The 18052-nt window shown below is 71.3% G+C and carries 13 protein-coding genes; 8 read left to right on the top strand and 5 right to left on the bottom strand.

Annotation, left to right across the window (positions count from 1 at the left end):
* Positions 1 to 52: 52 nt before the first annotated feature.
* The 4 genes from NUT86_RS06660 to NUT86_RS06645 all read right to left on the bottom strand — a co-directional run bounded on the left by NUT86_RS06660 (position 53) and on the right by NUT86_RS06645 (position 4022).
* Positions 53 to 1066, bottom strand: a complete 1014-nt coding sequence (locus tag NUT86_RS06660) for an ABC transporter substrate-binding protein (protein WP_274734091.1) — start codon at positions 1064 to 1066, stop codon at positions 53 to 55.
* Between the two features lie 63 nt (positions 1067 to 1129).
* Entirely contained in the window at positions 1130 to 1942 is an 813-nt protein-coding gene (locus NUT86_RS06655; protein ID WP_018090703.1) for an ABC transporter ATP-binding protein, read from the bottom strand.
* A complete protein-coding gene (locus NUT86_RS06650) occupies positions 1939 to 2970 on the bottom strand; it encodes a FecCD family ABC transporter permease (protein ID WP_037742184.1) in 1032 nt (343 codons plus the stop codon). Before NUT86_RS06650 ends, NUT86_RS06655 begins: the two co-directional genes overlap by 4 nt.
* Before the next feature lie 41 nt (positions 2971 to 3011).
* Complete coding sequence (locus tag NUT86_RS06645) at positions 3012 to 4022, bottom strand: FecCD family ABC transporter permease (RefSeq protein WP_274734088.1); 1011 nt, start codon at positions 4020 to 4022, stop codon at positions 3012 to 3014.
* 330 nt (positions 4023 to 4352) lie between these two features.
* On the opposite strand from NUT86_RS06645, the gene NUT86_RS06640 reads away from it, so the two are divergent.
* From NUT86_RS06640 to NUT86_RS06610, 7 genes are all read left to right on the top strand, one after another.
* Complete coding sequence (locus tag NUT86_RS06640) at positions 4353 to 5498, top strand: FAD-dependent oxidoreductase (RefSeq protein WP_274734086.1); 1146 nt, start codon at positions 4353 to 4355, stop codon at positions 5496 to 5498.
* Between the two features lie 159 nt (positions 5499 to 5657).
* Positions 5658 to 6422, top strand: a complete 765-nt coding sequence (locus tag NUT86_RS06635; RefSeq protein ID WP_148590798.1) for a VOC family protein — start codon at positions 5658 to 5660, stop codon at positions 6420 to 6422.
* Positions 6423 to 6602: 180 nt separating this feature from the next.
* Positions 6603 to 7022 carry an SH3 domain-containing protein gene (locus tag NUT86_RS06630; protein ID WP_159490629.1) on the top strand — a complete coding sequence of 140 codons (420 nt, stop codon included), beginning with the start codon at positions 6603 to 6605 and terminating at the stop codon, positions 7020 to 7022.
* 262 nt (positions 7023 to 7284) lie between these two features.
* A complete protein-coding gene (locus tag NUT86_RS06625; protein WP_266441094.1) occupies positions 7285 to 8502 on the top strand; it encodes an acyl-CoA dehydrogenase family protein in 1218 nt (405 codons plus the stop codon).
* 804 nt (positions 8503 to 9306) lie between these two features.
* Positions 9307 to 11553: an NACHT domain-containing protein gene (locus NUT86_RS06620; protein ID WP_274734084.1), complete on the top strand. Its 2247-nt coding sequence runs from the start codon at positions 9307 to 9309 to the stop codon at positions 11551 to 11553.
* Between the two features lie 318 nt (positions 11554 to 11871).
* The gene (locus NUT86_RS06615; protein ID WP_274734083.1) at positions 11872 to 12789 is read left to right on the top strand and encodes an oxygenase MpaB family protein; all 918 of its coding nucleotides are present in this window, start codon (positions 11872 to 11874) and stop codon (positions 12787 to 12789) included.
* Between the two features lie 40 nt (positions 12790 to 12829).
* Positions 12830 to 14947: a serine/threonine-protein kinase gene (locus tag NUT86_RS06610; RefSeq protein WP_274734082.1), complete on the top strand. Its 2118-nt coding sequence runs from the start codon at positions 12830 to 12832 to the stop codon at positions 14945 to 14947.
* Positions 14948 to 14975: 28 nt separating this feature from the next.
* Here NUT86_RS06610 and NUT86_RS06605 read toward each other — a convergent pair whose 3' ends face one another.
* On the bottom strand, positions 14976 to 16283 hold the full coding sequence (locus NUT86_RS06605; protein WP_274734080.1) for a glycoside hydrolase family 27 protein: 1308 nt from the start codon (positions 16281 to 16283) through the stop codon (positions 14976 to 14978).
* 179 nt (positions 16284 to 16462) lie between these two features.
* Here NUT86_RS06605 and NUT86_RS06600 point away from each other — a divergent pair, with 179 nt between their 5' ends.
* Complete coding sequence (locus NUT86_RS06600; protein WP_274734078.1) at positions 16463 to 18028, top strand: phytoene desaturase family protein; 1566 nt, start codon at positions 16463 to 16465, stop codon at positions 18026 to 18028.
* Positions 18029 to 18052: the final 24 nt, after the last annotated feature.

Raw genomic sequence — 18052 nt, 5'->3', positions numbered from 1 at the left:
TGGCCGGGGCCGTGGGGGCGGGCCGGGGGACGACGGCCCACCCCCGGGCGGTTCAGCTCTTCGGCAGCGCCACGCCGGTGGCCTTCGCCACGTCGGCGAGCATGTGCTCGGCGGCCTGGATACCGATGCCGGACATCCAGGTCTCGTCGGACACGTTGTGGACCTTGTGGTCCTTGACGGCCCGCAGGTCCTTCCAGACCGGGTTGGACGTGACGTCCTTCTGCTGGGTCTTGTCCGGGTCGTCCGCGACGGTCACGAACACCATGTCGGCGTCGGCCTTGTCGATCTGCTCGGGGCTGACGTCGAGCATCGTCTTGACCGGGTCGGTGGAGCTCTGCGACTTCGGCCGCTCCAGGCCGATGTCGTTCAGGACCACGCCGCTGTAGGAGGACTTCTGGTAGAGGCGGGTCGGGCCGGCGACGAAGCGGACCACGGAGGCCGACGGCATCTTGCCGTCGTACTTCTTCTTGATGGCCTCGCCCAGCGCCTTGGCCCGGGCCTCGTACGCCTTCAGCCTCTGGTCGGCCTCCTTCTCCAGGCCCAGGGCCTTGGCGTGGACCTTCAGATTGGCCTTCCAGGGGCCGCCGGTGGTCTCGGTGAAGACGGTCGGCGCGATGGCGTTGAGCTTGTCGTAGATCTTCTCGTGCCGGACCTTGGAGGACAGGATCAGATCGGGCTTCAGCATCGCGATCTTCTCGAGGTTCGGCTCAAGAAGCGGACCGACGTCCTTGACGCCGCCGATCTTGCCCTTGAGGTAGGCGGGGAAGCCGCCGTCGTTCTTCATGTGCGGGGAGACCGCGCCGACGGGCTTGATGCCGAGCATGGTGACGTCGTCCAGCTCACCGGTGTCCAGGACGACCACGCGCTTGGGCTTGGCCGGGATCTTCACCGAGCCGCCGAGGACGCTCTTGACGGTGCGCGGGAAACCGGCGCCGCCCTTCGCCGAGTCGTCGCCGTCCGAGGACGCGCCGCCGCCGCACGCGGTCAGGGTCCCGGCGCCCAGGGTGGCGGCGAGCAGGGCAACCGACAGCCGGCGGCCGCCGGGGAAAGCAGATCTCGTGAACATGAGGGTTCGACTTCCTTGAGGGGAGAGCGGAAAGGGAAGTGCTCGTGGGGGAGAGCGGGCGGGTCAGGCGGAGACGGAGGTGTGCCGTTTCGCGCTGCCCTTGGGCACGACCAGCGGGGTGCCGGTCTCGGGGTCGGGGATCACCCGGCAGTCCACGTCGAACACGGACTTGACCAGCTCCGCGTCGAGTACGTCCGCCGGGGCGCCGGCCGCCGCCAGCTGCCCGTCCTTGAGGACCACGAGATGATCCGCGTAACGGGCGGCCTGCCCGAGGTCGTGCAGCACCATCACCACGGTGCGGCCCGCCTCGGAGTGCAGCGCGGCGACCAGGTCGAGGACATCGAGCTGGTGCCGCAGGTCCAGGAACGTGGTCGGCTCGTCGAGCAGCAGCAGATCGGTGTCCTGGGCCAGCGCGAGCGCGATCCAGGCGCGCTGCCGCTGGCCGCCGGAGAGCTGGTCGACGGGCTGGTCGCGCAGCTCCACGGTGCCGGTGCGCCGCAGCGCCTCCTCCACCGCCTGCTGATCCGCCGTCGACCAGGGGCTCAGCAGCCGCTGGTGCGGGTAGCGGCCGAGCCGTACCAGCGCCTCGACGGTGATCGCGTCGGGGGTGACCGGCTGCTGGGGCAGCAGCCCCATCCGCAGGGCCAGCGCACGGGCCGGCATCCGGTGGATGTCTGCGCCGTCCAGGGCGACGGTGCCGGCGGCCGGCGGCAGCAGCCGGGTCAGACCGCGCAACAGGGTCGACTTACCACAGGCGTTGGGGCCGACGACGGCGGTGACGGCGCCGCCGGGCAGCACCAGATCGAGGCCGTCGACGATCAGCCGGTCGCCGTAGCGCAGATCGAGTCCGTGGGTGGAGAGCTGGTTGGCGGTCATCGGGCACTCCTGTTCACGGAACTGCTCTGTCGGATCATCAGCACCAGCAGCCAGGGCGCGCCCAGAGTGGCGGTGACCACTCCGACCGGCAGGCCGCTGACCGGCAGCAGATACTGCGCCACCAGATCGGAGGCGAGCAGCAGTACGGCGCCGGCGAGGGCGGACAGTGCCAGCGTCCCGGCGGTCGGCGGCCCGGCGAGGAACCGCACCATGTGCGGGACGGCCAGCGCGACGAAGGCGACCGGGCCGGTCAGCGCGGCGGCCAGCGAGGCCAGCACGATGGCGATGACCAGGACCTGCAGCCGGGCGGTGTGGGTGTTCAGACCGAGCGTGCCGGCCGAGTCGTCGCCCAGGTCGAGGACGGCGAGCCGGCGGTGCAGCGCGAAGGCCAGGGCAAGGCCCACGGCCACCGCTCCGCCCGCGGACCACACTTCGGTCCAGGTCCGCCCGTACAGCGAGCCCGTGGTCCACTGCAGGGCCGAGCCGGCCAGCTCGGTGGGGAAGCTGACGATCATGAAGCTCACCGCCGCGGTCAGGCCCGCCTGTACGGCGAGACCGACCAGCACCAGGCGGGTCACACTGGTTCCGGAGCGCCAGCCGAACACGCCCAGCAGGACCGCGGCGAGCAGCCCGCCGCCGAGCGCGGCCAGCGGGATCATCGCCTGCGAGGCCCCGGCGGCCAGCATCGCCACCGCGCCGAACGAGGCACCGCCGGTCACCCCCATCACATCGGGGGAGGCGAGCGGATTGCGGAACAGCCGCTGCAGCAGGGCACCGCCCACCGCCAGGCCCGCCCCCGCGACGATTGCCGCGGCCATCCGCGGCGCGCGGAACTCCTGGACGATCAGGACCGTGCCGGCATCACCGGCACCGAACAGTCCCTTGGCCGCCTCGACGGGAGGCAGCGGCATCTCACCGTTGGCCACGGACACCGTCACCAGCGCGCAGAGCACCACCAGACCGGCGAGGGCGAGCAGCAGGGTCCGGCCGCGTCCGGCCCGGCGTCCGGGGGCCGCGGCGGGCGGCAGGGAGGAGGAGCCGAGCGGCTGCCGGCTCCGCAGTGCGTCGTTCACCGGGCCACCTTCCGGGCCAGCATCGCCAGCAGCGGCGCGCCCAGGAACGCGCTGATGATGCCGACCTGCAGCTCGGACGGCCGGATGACGAGCCGTCCGAGGATGTCGGCGGTGAGCAGCAGCAGCGGGCCGGCGATCAGACAGCCGGGCACCACCACCCGGTGGTCGGAGGTGCGCAGCAACTGGCGGACCAGGTGCGGTGCGGCCAGCCCGATGAAGGCGAGCGGACCGGCCACGGCCACCGCGGACGCGGCGAGCAGTACGACGGCCAGGCCGCCGGCGGTACGGATCCGGGCCACCGGCACACCCAGCGCCTGCGCCGAATCGTCGCCCAGGGCCAGGGCGTTGAGGGCGGGGGTGAGGGCCAGCGCGAGGACCAGACCGATCACCAGGGTCGGCAGCACCGGGTAGAGCACCGCCAGCGGGCGCTCGGCCAGCGAACCGGCCAGCCAGAACCGGGCCTCGTCCAGCGACCGCTTGCTGGCCAGCATGACCGTCGACGTCCAGGACAGCAGGACGAGTTGCAGCACGGTGCCGCCCAGCGCGAGGCGTACCGGGTCGAGGTCGCCGCTGCGCCGGGCCAGGGCCTGGGCGAACAGCGCGGCGGCCGCGGCGCCCGCGAAGGCGAACCAGAGGTATTGCACGGGCCGGGTCAGATGCAGTGCGTAGATCGCGGTGACCACCGCGAAGCCCGCGCCCGCGTTGATGCCGAGGGTGGTCGGTGAGGCGAGCGGATTGCGGGTGATGCCCTGGACGACCGCTCCGGCGACCCCGAGCGCCGCGCCGACGGTGAGCGCCACCACGGTCCGTGGTACCCGAAGCCCCGTCACCACCAAGGCGTCCGGCCCGTGGGCGGCACCGGTCAGCGCGTCCCACACGGTGGCAAGCGGTACGGAGCGGGCGCCGAGGGCGAGGCTCAGGGCGGCACAGACCGCCAGTGCACAGAGCCCGGCCACGAACAGCGGGATGCGCCGCAGGGTGTGAGCGGCGGGGCGCGGATCGGGCACAGGGGGTGCAGTGGCAGGTGGTTTGGTCGTCGACACGTGTCGTTACATTAGGTTAGGCATACCTAATATTGCAAGCGAGGGTTCGGTAAACGGTCAACTATCCCATTTGTCGGCCGATCATCGTCCCGACGCTCCCTGAGGGCCCCGACCTGGGGCGACCTACCCACTCGCCCGCCCTCTCACTCCGCCCGCGCCGTCACCGGTGACGGCCCGTCAACCCCTTTTGGGGCTTCTGGGTTGAGTCACCCCGCAAGTGCATCGATTGTGCGTTATGGGGCACTGTGCTTCTCTGGCGAGGGGGACTTGTGGTTCCACCCGCCGAGGAGCGCCATGCACCCCACCACTCCGCGTATCGCGATCATCGGTGCCGGTCCCGGGGGGCTGACCTGTGCCCGCGTGCTCCAGCGCAGCGGCGTACCGGTCACCGTCTTCGCCCATGAGTCCTCGGTCGCCGTCGATCCGCAAGGCGGCACCCTGGAACTGCAGATGACGACCGGTCGGACCGCGCTGCGGGCGGCCGGTCTCTACGAGGAGTTCACCGCCCTCGCCCGCCCCGCGGGGCAGGAGGTGCGACTGCTCGACCACACCGCGACCGTGCTCCTCCAGGACGCCCCCGCCCCCGGCGGCCCCGACCGCACCGAGGTCGACCGGGCCGGACTGCGCCGTCTGCTGCTGGCCTCCCTCGCCGCCGGGACCGTGCACTGGGACCGCTATCTGCGCACCCTGCATCCGCTTGGCGACGGCCGCCACAAGGCCGAGTTCGACGACGGCCACACCGAGACCTTCGACCTGGTCATCGGTGCCGACGGTGCCTGGTCCCGGGTGCGGCCGATGCTCACCGACGACACTCCCCACTACTCCGGTGTCACCTTCGTCGAGACCGGTATCTCGGATGCCGACAGCCGCCATCCGGACCTCGCCCGGCTGGCCGGCGACGGCAGCGTGCTGGCGCTGTCCGCAGGCAAGGGGCTGATCGCCCGGCGGCACGGTCATGGCCGTCTCCTTGTGTATGCCGCGTTCCGTGGCTCCCAGGACTGGGCGCTGGAGGCCGGGGTGACGATGACGGACACCGAGGCCGTCCGCGCCGTACTGCTCGACGGGTTCGCGGGGTGGGGCGACCGGCTGCTGGCGCTGCTGCGGGACAACGACGGCGGATTCGTCAACCGGCCGCTGTTCGCGCTGCCGGTGCCGCACCCCTGGCCCCACACCCCGGGCCTGACCCTGCTCGGCGACGCCGCGCATCTGATGACACCGTTCGCCGGCGGGGGCGCCGGCCTCGCCATGCTCGACGGCTGCGAACTCGCCCGGGCCCTGGCCGAGGCCGGGGACCCGGACGCGGCGGTACGCGCCTACGAGTCGGCCATGCTGCGCCGCGCCGTGCAGGTCGCCGAGCACGCCGCCCGCGCGCTGGCCCAGGCCTTCGCCCCCGACGTCCCGGACGGCGCACTGCGCCTGCTGCCCGCCCGACGGCCGTGACCCGTGACGGGAGCGGGGCGGCCCGCCCGGCCGACGCCGCCCTCCGGTTGCGGCCCCGCCGTGCCCATCGGACGATCGGCAGCGTACGGAGACCGGCAGGGTACGGACGCGAATGCAGCACCGCCCGGCAGTGCCCGGCGCGGAGGGACGGAACACACCGTGAAGATCACTGAGCCCACGCCCGGCGCGCCCTGCTGGGTGGAGCTGGGCACCTCGGACGTGGAAGCCGCCAAGGTGTACTACCGCCATGTCTTCGGCTGGCGCGCCGAGACCGACCCGCGGGAGGAGGCGGGCGGCTACACCACGCTGTATCTGGGAGACGCACCGGTCGCCGCGCTGACCCCGCTCTACGCCCCCGGGCAGCCGACCGCCTGGACCGTGTCGTTCGCGACCCGGGACGCCGATGCGCTGACCGCGTCGGTCGCCGAGGCGGGCGGGCGGCAGCTGATGGGGCCGATGGACGTCTTCGACGTGGGCCGCTTCGCCGTCCTGACCGACCCGGAGGGCGTCGTTTTCTCGATCTGGCAGGCCCGTTCGTTCGCCGGCGCCGCGCTGTTCAACGCACCGGGCTCGCTCGGCTGGGTCGAGCTCGCCACCCGGGACGCCGAGGCCGCCAAGGCGTTCTACACGAGGGTCTTCGGCTGGACCGTGGGCACCCACGAGGACTATCCGCAGTGGGGCATCGACGGCGCCGACTTCGGTGGCCTGAGCGCGCTGGACGAGTTCTACCCGGAGGACGTCAGGGCGCACTGGCTGCCGTACTTCGCGGTCGCCGACGTCGATGAGACGGCCGCCCGGGCAGCCGAGTCCGGGGGGATGCTGCTGGTGCCCCCGACGGAGGTGCCCCACGGGCCGAAGGTTGCGGTGATCCGGGATCCGCAGGGAGCCTCGTTCGGCATCCACCGCGTCGGCACCGAGGGCTGACACCGGTCGTCCCCGGTACGCCCCGCCGGGCGGCGACGGCTCATGACCCGGGCGCGCCCGCCCGCCCCGTCACACGATCGGCGGCCTGTTCGTCGTTTCACCACATTCCGATGGCGGTTTGCGCGTAATGTCCACTTCCCGCCAGTGGGTGGCACTGCGCGTCAAGAACAGGAGACCCCTATGTCCACGACCGACATCCTCGCGGCCCGAGGCAAACGGCTCGTCGCCGGCACGGGTGCGCTGGCCACGGCCGTCGCCCTCGGCGCGACGCTCCTCGCCGCCGCCCCGGCCCAGGCGACGCCCGGCCCCGCCAAGCCCTTCGGCGTGGTCACCGCCAAGAAGGGGCTGAGTGAGCGTCAGTACCCCAGCACGGACTCCTCCGTACGGGGCTACCTCCGGCACCGCGCGCACGTCGGCCTGGTGTGCAAGGTGCGCACCCAGAGCGTGGGCGGCAACTCCGTCTGGTACCTGACCCGCGCGGAGCGGGGGACCTGGGTCGCGGCGAAGTACGTGACCAACAGCGGCCAGGTCAAGTACTGCAAGGACATCCACCGCACCCGGGTGCAGACGAACCACCCGGCGAAGCACACCGTGGGCTGATGGAGCCCCGGGGAGGCCCGGTCCGGTGCCGCAGCGGCACCGGACCGGGCCTTCGTGCGTCCACCGCCGCCCCGCCACGCCGTCCGGTCCTCCGCCCACACCCTCCCGCCCTCCGCACCCTCCACACCTCTCCACACCCTCCACACCCTTCCGTATTACTGGAACGCGTTCTACTGTGCCCCTCGATCCGGCAGCCGACGGCCCGTCAGCTTCGCGGGCCGTCCTCGGACCGGACGACCGGACCGGACGAACTGGAGGGGCCGTGCACCTCGAATACACCCCCGAGCAGCAGCAGTTGCGCGCCGAGCTGCGCACGTACTTCGCCGCGCTGGTGCCGGACAACACCTACGGCCGTGACCCCGAGGGCACCAGGGGCGCCCCCCTCGCCGACCCCGCCGCCCAGAAGCGCTTCTACCGCGAGACCGTGCGCCGGCTCGGCGCCGACGGCTGGCTCGGCGTCGGGTGGCCCAAGGAGTTCGGCGGCCGCGGACTCTCCCCGATGGAACAGTTCATCTTCTTCGACGAGGCCGCCCAGGCGGGGGTGCCGCTGCCGCTGATGGCGCTGAACACCGTCGGCCCGACGATCATGCAGTTCGGCACCGACGAGCAGAAGTCCTACTTCCTGCCCAGGATCCTCTCCGGCGAGATCGACTTCGCCATCGGCTACAGCGAACCCGACGCCGGCACCGACCTGGCCGCCCTCAAGACCCGCGCCGTACGGGAGGGCGACGAGGAGACCGGCCACTACCTCGTCAACGGGCAGAAGATCTGGACGACCAACGGCGACACCGCGGAGTGGGTGTGGCTCGCGGTGCGCACCGACCCGGCCGCCCCGCCCCACAAGGGCATCACCATGCTCCTCGTCCCCACCAGCGACCCCGGCTACTCCTGCACCCTGATCAACACCCTCGCCTCGCACGACACCACCGCCAGCTACTACGAGAACATCACCGTCCCGGCCTCCCGCCGCGTCGGCCAGGAGAACAAGGGCTGGCGGATCATCACCAACCAGCTCAACCACGAGCGGGTCACCCTCGCCGCCCACGGCACCATGGCCATCCGCGCCCTGCACAACGTCCAGCGCTGGGCCGCCGACACCAAGCTCGCCGACGGCCGCCGGGTCATCGACCTGGGCTGGGTACGCGGCCGGCTGGCCCGTACCCACACCAGACTGGACGCCATGAAGCTGCTGAACTGGCAGATGGTCGACGCCCTCCAGCACGGCACCCTCACCCCGCAGGACGCCTCCGCGGTCAAGGTCTACGGCTCCGAGGCCCGCCGGGACGCCTACGCCTGGCTGATGGAGGTCGTCGGCTCCGCGGGCCCGCTCAAGGAGGGCTCAGCCGGAGCGGTCCTGCACGGCGAACTGGAACGCGGCTACCGCTCCGCCGTCATCTTCACCTTCGGCGGCGGCAACAACGAGATCCAGCGCGAGATCATCTCGTGGATCGGCCTGGGGATGCCTCGGGTGCGGCGGTGATCCGGTGACCCGGGGGCAGTGAGCCTGTTCGACAGCGTGTGGATGGTGGCAGTTCCGCGAGCAGGGAAATGGCGTTGGCCGGCTGAACGGCAGTATCAGCTCTCCCCGCGATGGTGGGGTCGTGGTGTGCCTGGAGCTCATCCCTGCCTCAACCACCATGCGGTGAGAGCGACGAGCATCGATCCGCCTGCTGCCGCAGCGCCACGTACGGCCGCAAACAGGGCGGTCTGCAGTAGACGCTTGCGAGTCTGTGAACGTGTGCGGTTGCGCATTTTGATCTCCTCGACTGGTCGAATGTGAGAGACGATGACGTCCTCGTCGTCGAGGCGGGTAAACGACGGGCAGAGCGGACGCAGGCCCCTTACCCTGCTGGTCACAAGCTGCCCGTCGGTGCCCGCCACGGGCACCGACGCGGGGCGGGTAGCGACTGGGAGAGCGATGGCGGGGCGGGCGAGCGGTCTGTGGGAAGAGTTACGCAGCCTTGAACGCCGGGCCTGCGCGGGGCGGAGTGCTGAAGGCCTGCCCTATTCGCGTCGCGCGACAGCGCAAGCCCTTCGCGCTCAACCCTTCAACGTGCTTCTGGACGCTCAGCGTCTCAGCTCCTGGATTCCCGACGACCCGGCCAAGGCTGTAGCGCCAAGTCCTGCGAGCGGCGACAAGGTCTGGGCTTTGGTTCAGCTATGGCACGCATGGTCTGGTGCACCAGTGCCCGCGATGCGGAGCCGACGGTACTTTCAAAGCTTGATCGAGGAGGCACAGCCTGAACGCCCGCGGCGAGCATGTTCTGCCACCAGCCTGCCCGTCGTGCTTGAGGATCTCTTGGAGCGGCAGCGGGACCAGGGAGAGTTGTGGCCGTATGTCATTCACGACGGATCAGGTGCACGGCTACCGCTGTCGGAGGTGCACGTCCCGCAGACGCTTGATGCGGGCTTCGCAACAGGGGAGGCATCCGATGTGCTCCGAGGTGTTCCCGTCGACGAGATCCTGTCGTCACCCGAGCGCGGGCACCTGCTGGTGGAGGCCGGCCCCGGCGGGGGCAAGTCGACCCTGATGGCCCGTCTGGCAGGAAGGCTGTCTCAGCTACTGCTGCAGGGGGGAGACAGAGACGGAAGCCTGATCCCGGTTTGGACCACGGCGTCGTATCTGGCTACCTCGCACGATGGTGTTGACCTTGCCCTGTCTCGGCTGGTCTATGGGCGAGGGTATGACGGTGAGCGTCGCTTCACCAAGGCCGTGGGTGGACTGATGCCCGAGGGCGCAACGTGGCTGATCATGGTGGATGGGCTGGATGAAGTCTCTGCTGTTGGGGAACGCGCCCATCTGACGCAGCGCCTGACCACGTTGGCGGAGCAGATTCGGGCGGACGAAGCGCGGACGCGCTTCGTCGTGGCAAGCCGCCCGCTGCACCGCCTGGAGAGGGCCGTGTTCCATCGGGCGGGCTTCAGCCGATGGGCAGTGGCGCCGTTCGATGACAGGCAGGTGCGAGAGTTCGCTTCCCGCTGGTTCGGTGTGGAGGAGCCCGGGCCCGGACAGGCGCAGGAGTTTGTCCGGCAGGCGGAACTCGCGGGCCTGCAGGAACTCATGGCGAATCCGCTCTTGGCGGCCGTTGCCGCAGCAGTGTTCGAGGCATGGCCGGACCGGATGCTTCCCGCTAATCAGTATGCGCTCTACGAGCAGTACCGCGCCTACCTCGTAAGTGCCAAGAGTCTGCAACGTGACACGTACCTGAACTGCCCGGCTTCCAGCACGTTGCGTGACCCCGCCGCCCTGGACTGCGTACGGTTCCTGCGGGAGCGGTTTGACGATCTGCTGCGTCACCTTGCGCTGACCACGGTCACGGAGACGTCTCCCGATTTGCTCCACAGCGCGTTGTCATGGCTTTGCGAACAGCTGGGCCCGCGTGCCCGCACCAGCATTCCGGGGTGGGCCGAACTGGTCGCCGCTCTGCTCACCACGAGCGGCCTCGTTCTCTCCGCTGAAGACGGCCTTCGCTTTCTGCACGTGAGCTTTGCCGAGCACCTGGCTGCCGAGGCGCAGTCCCTGTGCCTGCCTGCCCACTTCGACCCAACGTCCCGGGAATGGACAGGCATCCTGGAGCAAGCGGTCCTGGGCAAGGAGACGCGAGCGCAGACAGCACGAGCCGCTCTTCTCCACTACGCTCACCGGCATCCACTCGAATCTGCGCGCATGCTTACCTGGCTGCAGCAGGGCTCGGAACAACACCAGCAGATAGCCGGCTTCCTTCTTGCCGAGGGCAGCCCTGCGGATCCCGCGCACGTTGCTTCCTTTCTGGAGCGACTCCCCTTCCTGCCACCTGACTGTTGGCGTATGGCGGGCCACCTCACGGATCCCTCAGCCCACAAGATGCTGCGTTCCTATGCAGGCAGCGCCAGCTACCCGAATGCGCTGCGCTTGCAGGCGTTGGCCGCCCTGGCCATTCGTCACCCCGCCGAGGCGGAGGAGATCAGGACATGCTTCACCACGCACCTACTCGATGAGCACAGCCTGAATGGTGGACAGACGTCGCCTGATGAGCAGCCGTTGCTACCCTTCGATGCCGCCGCTGAGTACTGCGAGCCCTCTGCCCTGATCACCGTGCTCGAACAACTCACCGCAGAAGACGTCCGTGATGGGGCCGAACTGTTCAGCGAACTTGTCTGTGAGGGGGGTCTGGAGAGCGCTGAGCGAAGCGCAGTGATCTACCGGCTGTGCGAGGCAGCCCCCGAAGAGGGACACCGGACCGCGGAGCGAATGCAACACATCGCCTCCAGCACTCAACTGGCCCCCTGGCTACGTCTCGACGCAGCTGAAGCGCTGATCGAATTCGGCGGGCGTTACCTCGCGACCGCTACTGCCGCACTCACCTCCATCGCGGAGAACGAGCACTGCGCCATCCCGAGCCGCTTGGCTGCCGCCGAATGTCTCGCCGGCCTGGGCAGTCAGCATGCCGACTACGCCCACCGACTCCTCACTCATCTCGCGCAGCAAGAAACCACGCCTCCCTTCGAGCGCATGGAACTACAGGAGGCACTCGCGCAGCTTCAAGGCTGACGGAGACCGCGCTCGGCACCGGCCGTGGCAGCTTCACCTCACACCCCCACGGCGAGGACCACGTGTCCACCGCAGCTGTATGAAAGCTCAGGCCACTGGTAAGAGTGGAGCATCTCCAAGGAGCCCTGGCAGAGGGCTCACCTGAGCCTTGCTCCACGACCGGGGGTACGGCATCTGCGTCGTCCATACTTCCGAATGCGCCAGGTAGAGTCCGTAATCTGGGCCTGTGACGCGGAAGGAAGTTGGCATCACAGCTCAGAAGTGTCGCCTGAATGCCAACTGGACATCTGGTCACATCCGGCAGCAGGAGGTGCGGTGATGGCAGCAGACCCCGGGCTCTTCGGGCCCCGCTCCGTGACCTGGCAGATGCATGCGGATCCGATGATGTGGATCGCGGGCGTCCGCGCGCTGTACCTCCAGGCGCTGCACCCCCGCGCGGTGCGCGGTGTGCACCAGAACTCCGCCGCGTTCCGGATGAGCAAGCAGGGCAGCCGGGACGCCTGGGGGCGGCTGATGCGGACCGCCAACTTCGTCGGCACCCTTACCTACGGCACCACCGAGGCGGCCGAACAGGCCGGTGCCGCGGTCCGCAGTATGCACCGCCGGCTGTCCGCCGCCGACCCGGCCACCGGCGAGTGCTATGGCGTCGACGCACCGGACCTGCTGCTGTGGGTGCACTGCGCCGAGGTGGACTCCTATCTGCACGTACTGCGCCGCTCCGGCTACCCCGTCGGAGACGCCCAGGCCGACGCCTACCTCGACGAGCAGCGCGAGAGCGCCCGGCTCGTCGGCCTCGACCCGGCCGGGGTGCCCGGCAGCCGGGCCGCGCTCGCCGCCTACTTCGCCCGGGTACGGCCCGAGTTGGCGCTGACCCCCGAGGCCCGGGAGGTGGACGGCTTCCTGCGCCGGCCGCCGACCCCGGCCGTGCTCGTCCCGGTCCGCGCCCTGCTCTGGCGGCAGGTGGCACAGCTCGCCTACGGCGCCCTCCCGGCGTACGCACACGAGCTCTACGGGCGCCCCGCGCCCCCGCCTCCCGCCGTCACCCGCCGGCTGCGCGCCGCCGGCCGCCTCCTTCGCGCCATTCCGCCCACGGTCCGCTGGCGGCTCCCGCCCCGGCACATCCTGCGCGCCGTCGAACGACTCGGTCCCGACACCCGCCCAGCGCCCTACAAGCTCCGCCGATCCGCCGCCATACTGGACGGGCAGGAGGGCACGCAGGGGGAGCTGCGCGGCTGACCGCGGGGAACGGGGACGGGGACGGGGGCGGCGATACACGGTGGCGGAAAACAGACTGATTCAACGGCGGTACCGGCTTCTCGACACCATCGGGCGCGGCGGGATGGGGGAGGTGTGGCGGGCCCGCGACGAGTCGCTGGGCCGGCAGGTCGCGGTCAAATGCCTCAAGCCGCTGGGGCCGCGGCACGAACCCTCGTTCCTTCAGGTGCTGCGCGAACGTTTCCGCCGTGAAGCCCGGGTCGCGGCCGCGCTCCAGCACCGCGGTATCACCGTCGTCCATGACTTCGGCGAGGACGACGGCACCCTCTTCATCGTCATGGAGCTGCTCAGCGGCCGTAACCTCAGCCAGCTGCTGGACGACAACCGCCGCCAGCCGCTGCCCGTCCCGGACGTCATCGAGATCGCCGAACAGGTCACGGCGGCGCTGGCCTACACCCATGAACAGGCCATCGTGCACCGCGATCTGAAACCGGCGAACATCGTCCGGACCGCCGACGGCACGGTCAAGATCTGCGACTTCGGCATCGCCCGGCTCGGCCATGACATCGGCTTCACCGCCCGCCTCACCGGCACCGGTATCGCCATGGGCAGCCCGCACTACATGTCGCCCGAACAGATCGGCGCCCACGGCATCGACCACCGCAGCGATCTCTACTCCTTCGGCTGTGTGCTGTACGAGATCGCTACCGGTGTGCCGCCGTTCGACCTGGGCGACGCCTGGGCGGTGCTCGTCGGACACCGAGACCTGGCGCCGAAGCCGCCGCGCACGCTCCGCCCCGACCTGCCCGAGGCCTACGAGCGGATCATGCTCGAACTCCTCGCCAAGGACCCCGACGACCGGCCCCGGGACGCCGACGAGCTGGGCAAACGCCTGGTCGATGCCCGCCGGTCGCACCCCGGCCGAGGCCCCGCGGCCGCCGGTTCGGAAGAGGCGACGGTGCCCGCCTGGCAGCTGCCGCCCTGGACCGACGGGATGACGTTCGGCTCTCCGGCGGGCGCCACCCGGCGGCCGCAGCGGTATCCGGCCGCCGGAGGCACCACGGTCCTCACCGGCACCTGGACCGGCGGCACCGACCCGCGGGGCGGCGGCGCGTCCCCGGCCGCCGGTATCGCCAGCCCGGCACCGCCGGACGACCGCCGCGCCGCCCTCGCCGAGCTGGCCGGACGGCACACCGCCGCGCTGGACCTCGGCCGGCTGGGCCGCTGGGAGGAGGCGGGCGAGGCGCACCGCGCCCTCGCCGCGGAACGCGAGCGGCTCCTCGGCGCGGACCACCCCGACACCCTCACCAGCCGTCTGGAAGCCGGCCATGCGCTGGGCCGTCTCGGACGGCACTTCGAGGCGCACCAGATCTACGCCGAGGTACTGGCGGGCCGCGAGCGCGCCCTGGGCCCGGACCATCCCGACTCGCTGAGCTGCCGCCACCATGTCGCAGGCAACCTCGGCCGGCTGGGACGGCTGGAGGACAGCCGTGCCATGGCCCAGGAGGTGGCCGCGGCCCGCGCCCGGGTGCTCGGCGCACAGCACCCCGACACCCTCGCCACCTACTGCGAACTCGGTTACGTCCTGGGCAAGTTGGGTCAGTGGGTGGACGCGCTGCACACTTACCAGGGGGTCGCGGCGGCGCGCGCCACCACGCTCGGACCCGAGCACGAGGACACCCTCGCCGCCCGTTACGAGGTCGGCATCGGCCTCGGCCGGCTCGGCCGCAGCGCGGAGGCCCTGGCCCTCTACCGCGACCTGGTCGCGGACCGTACCCGTGCCCAGGGCGCCGACGACCCGGAGACGCTGCGCGCCCGGCACGGTCTGGTCGTCAACCTCGGGCGGCAGAACCGCTGGCAGGAGGCGCTCGTGGAGGCCCGCGAGGTGGCCGCGGCCCGTGCCCGGGTGCTCGGTCCCGAGCACCCCGACACCCTGGTCAGCCGCCGGGAGACGGCCGTGGCGCTCGGCTGGCTCGGCCGCTGGAGCGAGGCACTGGACCTCTACCGCCAGGTCGCCGACGCCCGCGAACGGGTCCTGGGCGCCGCCCACCTCGACGCGCTGGCCAGCCAGGGCGACCTCGCCCAGTGCCTGGAGCAACTGGGCCGCACGGACGAGGCGGCCGCGCTGCACCGCCGGGTCGCGGCCCTGCACCAGGAGCGCGCCGTACGCCGGCGGTGAAGCCGGCCGGCACCCCGCCGGCCCGGGGTCAGTGCGGAGTGACCCGGTAGAGCACGGTGCTGTGCGGCGGCACCTCCCGCGCCACGATGTTCCCCTCACTGTGCGTACGGCGGCCGGTGACCAGATTGTGCAGCTCGTAGGTGCCGGACTTCGCCAGACCGGCCGCGCCGGCGGAGACGGACAGGGTGCGCGGGCTGCCGCCCGAGTTGAACAGGGCGACCGCCCGGTCGCCGTTCTTGAGCGGCTTGGACAGCACCGCCGAGCCGTCGTCCTGCGCGACGACGCGCCCCTGGACGCCGAGCGGATCCTGGTCGACGGCGATGACCTGCTCGTTCCCGAGCACCTTGCGCGCCGCGGGGGACAGCTCGCCCACATCCGTACTGGAGATCAGCGGTGCGGCCATCATCGCCCACAGCGACATCTGGCTCTGCGTCTCATGCCGCGTCAGCCCCGCCGCCCCGGCCAGCAGAAAGTCCGGATCGTTCCAGCGCCCGGGACGCTGGAGGCCGGCCAGGCGGGAGTTGTAGCGGAAGTTGTAGACGATGGAGGCCCACTTCGCGGCAGGTGTGCTCTTCTCCAGGGCCACGTCCCGGCCGGTCCGCCACAGGTTGCCGACCTCGGCCGACCAGCCCATGACCCGGTGCCAGACGCTGTCCCCGTCGAACTGGAAATAGGCCGGTGCCGACACGGAGAAGGTCATCGGCCGGCCGGTGGCACGGAGCGCACGGCTCAGCTGTCCGTACAGATCCCGGTAGGCCGCCTCCTTGCCGTGCCCCGGCGTCACCGGCACATTGCAGCCGTCCGCTTTGACGTAGTCCACCTTCCAGCGGGCGAACTGCTCCGCGTCCTGCTGGAAGTGCCCCAGGCTGCCCGGGTACTTCTCACAGGTGAGCGTGCCGACGTCCGCGTAGATCCCGAACTTCAGCCCCATCCGGTGCAGCTGCTCCCCGAGGTGGGCCATACCGTGCGGGAACTTCGTCCGGTCCGCCACCAGCCGGCCGCGGTCGTCGCGCTGTCTGCTCATCCAGCAGTCGTCGACGGTGACGGTGCGGTAGCCCTTGCGGGCCAGCCCCGTGCGGACCAGGGCCCGCGCATTGTCGAGGACGACCTTCTCGTCGAGGTCGCACATGTAGTACGACCAGTTGTTCCAGCCCATCGGGGGGCGCGGCGCCAGATTCGGATACGCCCCGGCGGGGCGCGGGGCGCCGGGCGCGCGGGCCGGATCGGGGGTGGCGGAGGCGGGCGCGGGGGCCGCCAGCAGCCCGGCCGAGCAGGCGGCGACGGCGGTCAGTCCGGCGAAGGTGCGGCCGATGCGGGGTACCGACGGATGGGGCACGGGTCACCTCACGGGTGGGCGGGACGGCCTGCGGAGCGGACGGCAGGAGCGGTGCCGGGGCGGAGCACGGCCGGACGCTAGGAGCAGCCCCCGGCCCGGTCAAGAAGCCGCACCGACCTGGGCGAAGGTTTCAGCCGCCTGCACCTGGCGACCGGGATCATCGCGTGCTACCAAGGGGCATGCCGGAACGGACTTCGTATGACGCGGTCATCGTCGGTGGCGGGCACAACGGACTGGTGGCCGCCGCCTATCTCGCACGCGCAGGACGCAGCGTGCTGGTGCTGGAGCGGCTGGACCACACCGGTGGTGCCGCCGTGTCGACCCGGGCGTTCGCCGGGGTCGATGCCCGGCTGTCCCGTTACTCCTACCTCGTCAGCCTGCTGCCGCCGAAGATCGTGCAGGATCTCGGGCTGCGGTTCGCGGTCCGCAAACGCACCGTCTCCTCCTACACCCCCGCCGTACGCGACGGCCGCCCCACCGGGCTCCTCGTCGGCGGCGGCGAGGCCCGGACCCGTACCGCGTTCGCCGAACTCACCGGCTCCGACCGTGAGTTCACCGCCTGGCAGCGCTTCTACGGAAGTACCCAGCGGCTGGCCGAACGGGTCTTCCCCACCCTGACCGGGCCGCTCCCCTCGCGCGCCGCGCTGCGCGCCACGGTCGACGACGACGCCCTCTGGTACGCGCTGTTCGAACGCCCCCTGGGCGAGCTGGTCGAGGAGACCTTCACCGACGACCTGGTCCGCGGAGTGGTGCTCACCGACGCCCTGATCGGCACCTTCGCCGGTGCTCATGACCCGTCGCTGCGCCAGAACCGCTGCTTCCTCTACCACGTGATCGGCGGCGGCACCGGCGACTGGGACGTCCCCATCGGCGGGATGGGCGCCCTCACCGACGCCCTGGCCGACGCCGCCCGCCGGGCCGGGGCGGAGATCGTCACCGACTGCGCGGTGACCGGTATCGCGACGGACGGCCACAGCGCGGAGGTGACCTGCGACCAGGGCACCGTCGGCGCCCGCCGGGTCCTCGTCAACGCCGCCCCGCGGGAGCTGGCCCGCCTCCTGGGCGAGGCTCCGCCGCCACCCGCCGAGGGTGCCCAGCTCAAGGTCAATATGCTGCTCACCCGGCTGCCGCGGCTACGGGACACCGGCGTGGACCCGCGGGAGGCCTTCTCCGGCACCTTCCACATCGCCGAGGGCTACCGCCAGCTGGAGGACGCCTACCAGCAGGCCGCGTCCGGCGGTCTGCCCGTCTCCCCGCCCTCCGAGATCTACTGCCACTCCCTCACCGACCCCTCCATCCTCGGCGCCGACCTGGTCCGCCAGGGCTACCAGACGCTCACCCTGTTCGGGCTGCACGCCCCCGCGCGGCTGTTCACCGCCGACAACGACGCCACCCGCGACCGCCTCCTGGCGGCCACCCTCGCCGAGCTGGACACCCACCTCGCCGAACCCCTCGCCGGCTGCCTGGCCCACGACGCCGACGGCCGCCCCTGCATCGAGGCCAGATCCCCCCTCGACCTGGACCGTGAACTGGGCCTGCCCGGCGGCAACATCTTCCACCGCGACCTGGCCTTTCCGTACGCGGAGCCGGCGGATGACGCCGCCGAGGGCACCGCCCCGGCCCGCTGGGGGGTGGCGACCACGCATGCCAACGTCCTCCTGTGCGGCGCGGGCGCGGTACGCGGCGGGGGAGTGAGCGGTATCCCGGGCCACAACGCGGCGATGGCGGTGCTGGAGGAGGGGTGAGGGGCGGGGGCCGTTCCGGGGCGA

The sequence above is a fragment of the Streptomyces sp. G7(2002) genome, from assembly GCF_028870195.1.
Lineage (GTDB): Bacteria > Actinomycetota > Actinomycetes > Streptomycetales > Streptomycetaceae > Streptomyces > Streptomyces nigrescens.
The sequence above is the reverse complement of the archived record's forward strand: the minus strand, read 5'-3'. Positions and strand labels throughout refer to the sequence as shown.